Source organism: Providencia sp. Je.9.19, assembly GCF_051129765.1.
Classification (GTDB): Bacteria; Pseudomonadota; Gammaproteobacteria; order Enterobacterales; family Enterobacteriaceae; genus Providencia.
Window position 1 is genome coordinate 26406 of record NZ_JBCPSS010000011.1, and the last position, 6098, is coordinate 32503.

The following is a 6098-nucleotide window of genomic DNA, read 5'->3' on the forward strand; positions in this document are numbered from 1 at the left end:
AGGCGCATCGATTGTCACGTGATTTTTTATAGAAAAATAAGAGCAATGACTAAATTCGCCCCCCCAATCCTATTTTAAGCGACTTTTTGATAAATCCATCCAAATACATTACTAACCATTAAAAGTCTTCTCAAAACGCATCCTGCGTAGTTTGTTTTTTGAGCAATTTGGTTTTTCTTAGTTATTGCGCTTTACGGTCATTTTCCGCAATTTTGGGTTTATTCCCTTTTTCGCTTATGTTGTATGATCGCTTTGAGGATCATATCTATATGTTGTGGAATATTCATGATTACCGTATATTGTTGAGGTAACGCATTGCGGTATAAAGGAAAAAATAGCGTAATACCGAAATTGAAAGGATCGAAATTAGGAGCGCCCGATGGCATTGATCGCCTTCATTTGGGGTGAGACTGAAAGTATACAGAAGTGATTATTGCGCTATTGATAGTTATATATATTATTATTTCAATTTGAAATAATAACTATTTATTACAATAATGAAAGGTGAGGGCTATGTCGGGTTTTTTCCCTATAGAGAATGAAACGGCGAGGGCGATTGTGCGTCGACAATCTCAGGCGCTTTTATCCGAAGGGCATTTAGAGCGTGCACGTCAATTACGCAGTCTCGCCATTACCGCAGAATTAGATTGCCCAAAATATTTGCTCTCACCAGAAGTCAATCAATTATTGCACTACATGCCGGATCTGCATCAGAGAACCTTGATAGATACATTGTGGAATACTGGGGCACGCATCAAGGAGGTCCTTGTGCTGACAAAAGGCGATTTTTATCTTGATGCTGAAACGCCGTTTGTGGTCTTAAAAACGTTGAAACAACGAAAACCGTCAAAACGAGATGAACTATCTAAAAGCCCAACCATCATAAAGCGCGCCGTTCCACTTTTTGATCGCCATTATGTTCAGCAAATGAAAAGTTACTTTGTGACTATGCGATACAAAAACCAGACACAAATTTGGCCAGTGCAAAGCGATAATACCGTTCGAAATTGGTTACGTACTGCGGTTGAGCAAGCTTCGAAAGATGGCATTTCTTTTGTTGTTGATCCCATTACGTGCCATACCTTTCGACATAGTTTTGCGATGCATTTAATTTTTAATGGTGTTCCTCTCAAAGTTATTCAAGCCTACTTGGGGCATAAAAAAGCCAGTTCAACCGACATCTATACTAAGATTTTTACCCTTGATGCAATGCTACATTTTGATATTTCTTTTCGATAAAAATACTCACAAAAAGTGTTTATCTGCAAAAGTATTCTTTTATTATTATCAATGGCGATTTCATCTTGAAATATTCAATTTAAAATGAATTATTTTTAATAAAATCAAATAGATAAAGATTAAATTTTTCTTGGTTAATTATTTTTTGAAAAAAGAAATTTAACTTCATATAGAGTAAAAATTACGCCTATCAGCTAATTTTTTGCTTTGATTGTGATCTATCAGATGTATCTTAAATTATCAGCACTGTTTAAATTAATTTTTAATCTATTAAAGATTATTCATTATTTATTGTAATTAAATAATGTTAATCATCAACTATTCGTTTTTTCTTTAATATTCGTAATCTAATGGCGATTTCAGTATGAAATTCGTATTTGTTTTATTTTTATTTGTTTAATTTCAATTGGTTACATTTGTTCTTAAAGTGGTGATAAATAATTTAGTAAAGAGTGTTTACAATTGCATCTTTATGTAGGATTATTTGGTTCAGAGAGAAATGTTGCATGTGAGAGGGAACGAGGATGGTCAAAATAAATAATCAATTTAATAGAATTGCGAGTCGATCTGTTCGACTGTTGCAATCCTTGACCGAGCAAGTTCAATCTCAGAAAGAAGAACTCAATGAAACATCCTATTATCAAGTCTACTCTAAAGCAGCCGTTGCTAAATTACCTAAGTTAACACGCGCCAGTGTGGATTATGCGGTTAATGAAATGGAAAGCCTTGGCTACCAATTTGAAAAGCGTCAAGCTGGATCTTCGTTAAAGTATGCGATGACGATCCAAAACATTATTGATATTTACCATCACCGTGGGGTGCCTAAATATCGTGATCGTTACTCAGAGGCTTTTACTTTTTTTATTGGTAATTTGAAAGGCGGAGTTTCTAAAACGGTGAGCACCGTCTCACTTGCGCATGCGTTACGTACGCATCCCCATTTAATTTATGAAGATTTACGAATATTAGTCATTGATTTGGATCCCCAATCGTCAGCAACTATGTTTTTAAATCACATGCAATCTATCGGCTCAGTAGAGGCTACCGCCGCTCAAGCTATGTTACAAGACGTCACACGAGAAGAACTCATTAATGAGTTTATTTTACCCTCGGTTGTTCAAGGGGTTGATGTTATTCCTGCTTCGATTGAGGATGCGTTTATTGCTTCTCAGTGGGAAATTTTATGCCGAGAACATTTACCCGAACACAATCTTTATACTGTACTTCGTGACAATATTATTGAAAAAGTGAAGTATGACTACGACTTTATTTTTATCGACAGTGGGCCACATCTTGATGCCTTTTTATCGAATGCGATTGCGGCAGCGAATATCTTGATGACACCTGTTCCGCCTGCACAAGTGGATTTTCATTCTACTCTTAAATATTTAACACGTTTGCCAGAGTTAATTGAACTGATTGAGTCAACCGGAGCTACTGTTAATCTCATTAGTAATGTGGGGTTCATGTCTAAACTTAGCAACAAAACAGATCATAAATTATGCCATAGTTTAGCAAAAGAAATTTTTGGTGGTGATATGCTCGATGTGGCTTTACCGCGTCTGGACGGCTTCGAACGATGTGGTGAATCTTTTGATACTGTTGTTTCTGCGAATCCTGCAACCTATATTGGCAGTACAGAAGCATTGAAAAATGCAAAAAGTGCCGCTGAGGATTTCGCGAAAGCTGTTTTTGATCGTGTGGAATTTCTGCGTATAAATAGAGGTTATTATGCAAGCTAAAAGAAAAACCATCGGAAGAACGCTAAGTGCGACCTCATTGACACACTTATCTATTGAGCAGGAACACGTACAGCGTTTTATTCTTAAATCAGGTAAATCAGCGCCGTTTTATTTGATCCAAGTCCCTGCAAATGAACTTGTAGAGCGAACGTTTGTTCGTTTTTCAGTGAATGGGCGCGATCAAAATGCATTAACTGCAGAGTCACTTATTGATATAACACGTACGATTAAGCTACAACAATTCTTTCCAGCCATTGGTCGTCGAATTGACGATAAAATTGAAATTCTAGATGGTTCTCGACGCCGGGCAGCAGCCTTACTATGCCATGTTGGACTTTCGGTGCTTGTGACCGATTCAGAGATTAGCAGTGATGACGCAAGACAGTTAGCCGTCGATATTCAAACTGCGAAGGAACATAATATAAGAGAAATTGGTTTACGCTTATTGCAGTTGAGAGAAAAAGGAATGACTCAAAAAGAGATTGCGCTTTTGGAGGATATGTCAGCCGCAAAAGTCACTCGTGCAATTCAAGCAGCTTCAGTGCCTGAGGATATCGTGGCGTTATTTCCGATTCAGTCGGAACTAAGTTATTCAGACTATAAAACCTTACTGACAATAGAACAACTTATTCAGACTAAAAGCCTTGTTCGATATGAGATTATTGATCAACTTAATAAAAAACTCAGTGAGCTTATTGAAAATCGAAAAATCGCGTCTGATGAGCTTAAAAAAGTAATTTTAACAACATTAAAAAATATTACAGAGCAGCTAGCATCTAAGAACAAACGTGAAGCCAACAGTGTGATCCCACTTAGACGCTTTGATGATAAAAACATCTATGCTAGAAAACGCGTAAAAGAGCGGGGATTTAGTTATGAATTTAACCGAGTGCCAAAACAGCTACAAGATGAACTTGATAAAGCAATACACGCTGTGATGGAAGGTTATTTTGATGGAGTACCTTCATTATAAAGATAATTTGTAGGTAAAAAATAAATCAAGCTACCACGCTATAAGGTGGTCATTTTAGATAACATATCTAAAAACAGTAAACCCCCGGAATCTTCTCTATCTTGGCGGAAAGCAAAAGATCCTCAGGGGCTTAACTCGTAATTCTGTTAGGAATATTGTTGACTTCCTGACTGGGAGTATAGAATCATGTCAAAAAAAATTCAACTCCTTCCGTACAACATAAGTGCGGAGCGAGATGGTTGATATAACGATTTCGCATCCAAGTATCTGTTCGCTTGGCAAAATCCATCGCCATTATGCGCCAAAATTTATTGGAGCATTACCGCAATTGGTGCCGGTACGGCGCTTTGCGGCTGCGTTAAAACGCCACGATTGGAACCGTAACCCTCATATTTACCAATTACGTTGTGATAGAAAGCAGCGCATTTCTGTGCGCTCAGAGCGTCGTGAAACGTTTGATGCGTTAGCATTAGCCATGATTGCCTACGCCGATTATAACCCCGAAAGTGACACCTTATTTGAAGTGATGTGCTCAGTGGAGAAACTGGCGCAGTTGTGTGGGCAATTACACCGCTATGACAGTGGGCGTAAAAGTTACGACCCGATTTTGCACGCGTTACACGATTGGGAACAAGCCCAACTGATTATTATTGACCGTGATTTTGATGTCGACGCCAAGCAATACAAAGCCATGCGGATTTGGATACGACCCGAGTTTTTTTATGGACTTGGCTTTTCCAAAACCGAACTGCGTGACGTGGTGACGCGTTTTCGCCGTTGGATGGAGCGCAAGGGACTGCGGGATAGCTATCAAAAACGCTATGCCCAACATGTGTTGCGTTTAGCGCGGTCGAATGTGGCGTCATTGGACAATAAGCACGCCCTCAAAAACCTGCTGAAGAAACTCAAAACGTTGGTCATTGGTGAAGATGCGACGCTAAAACAAGAGAAAGCCCACCTTGAAGCGGCGCTCAAACATAAGCAAGCCTTAGCCAAATCGACGCAAGCCCCAGAAAGTGAAGCCCATGCGGCGTGGCGACAGTATAACGCGTGGAAGGGGAATCAGCCGTTTGCGGTGGTCCATGCGTTTGAGCAAGACATGAAAGCCCGTTATCCGAACGTGCACGGGCAAGCCTGTTATCTCTATTACGTGAAACATTTGCCCGACTAATAATCGTAAAACTTAAAATTACCGCCTTGACTGGCGGTCTTTGTGTTGGTTTTTTGGCTTGATTGATGCTTTTTTCAGTATTCACCCCACTATTTTTTAAGGAGAAGAATGAGGATTGACGTCGTCAGTGACGCTTTTGCTGGTTTGTACTACACTTAACTTCGAATATCGTTTAAAGCATCACTTAACTTCGAATTCGTTAACCTTATGAGTATTAACTTCGTCCCTAGCTTCTGAACTAAAACGACCTTTTTATAAAAGGAGATGCGGCGCTGTTTTCTTCACGCCGCACACTTAAAAATAAAACCAAAAACAATAATGCCTTCGCTTACAAGCCACTCCGTGGCTGCCGCTCAGAAAGACGCTGCAAGAGTGTGCTCTATCCTCCGTAAGCGCCGCACAGCGTCGCTAACGCGCAGCTACAGCCGTTCGGCGGGTCTACGCCCCTTGCCCGTCTCACTGCGTTCGTTGAAGAGGATAACAACATTTGTATCGCTGAATGTCTGTGAGACTTAACCAGGGCAAGGGGAGTAATGGGGCATTAAACGCATTGTGGCCGCTAACGCGGGTCTCGACGGCCCTAACCTGATAAGCGCTCTCTTTTGCAGGGTTTGCCGTCTTATGCCCTGCGGGCAGGTGATTTCGCCTAAATTTCATGATAATCTTTAATTTAATCAGTTGAAAGAACACGCCTTTTTTATGTGTAATGGTCTAATAAAACTGTAGAGATTTATAGCTTATAATTGAGCAAAATCTTATAGGTATAAATATGGGTTCTGTCGCATTAGCGGAGGTAAGTCAGAAAAAGTTGCGCTGCCTGTTTTTCAAGCAGCCAACCAATGGAATTGTTCATGGTTAGGAAAATGGATGAATGGTTTAACGGATCTATAACGATATGTTTCGGTATTAGAGTCTGCGAAAGGGTCTCTCTCGTTTTTAACCTAACCACAATAACGTGTAATTGTGCTATTTT

The 6098-nt window shown here is 39.7% G+C and carries 4 protein-coding genes; all 4 read left to right on the top strand.

Going from position 1 to position 6098, the window contains the following annotated elements:
* Positions 1-513: 513 nt before the first annotated feature.
* On the top strand, positions 514-1239 hold the full coding sequence (locus AAZR93_RS20750) for a tyrosine-type recombinase/integrase (RefSeq protein WP_434720947.1): 726 nt from the start codon (positions 514-516) through the stop codon (positions 1237-1239).
* 524 nt (positions 1240-1763) lie between these two features.
* Entirely contained in the window at positions 1764-2981 is a 1218-nt protein-coding gene (locus tag AAZR93_RS20755; protein ID WP_434720948.1) for an AAA family ATPase, read from the top strand.
* On the top strand, positions 2971-3954 hold the full coding sequence (locus tag AAZR93_RS20760; protein WP_434720949.1) for a ParB family protein: 984 nt from the start codon (positions 2971-2973) through the stop codon (positions 3952-3954). The genes AAZR93_RS20755 and AAZR93_RS20760 overlap by 11 nt, the downstream gene beginning before the upstream one ends.
* A 235-nt stretch (positions 3955-4189) precedes the next feature.
* Positions 4190-5125, top strand: coding sequence for a RepA family replication protein (locus AAZR93_RS20765; RefSeq protein ID WP_434720950.1), 936 nt, complete (start codon positions 4190-4192; stop codon positions 5123-5125).
* Positions 5126-6098: the final 973 nt, after the last annotated feature.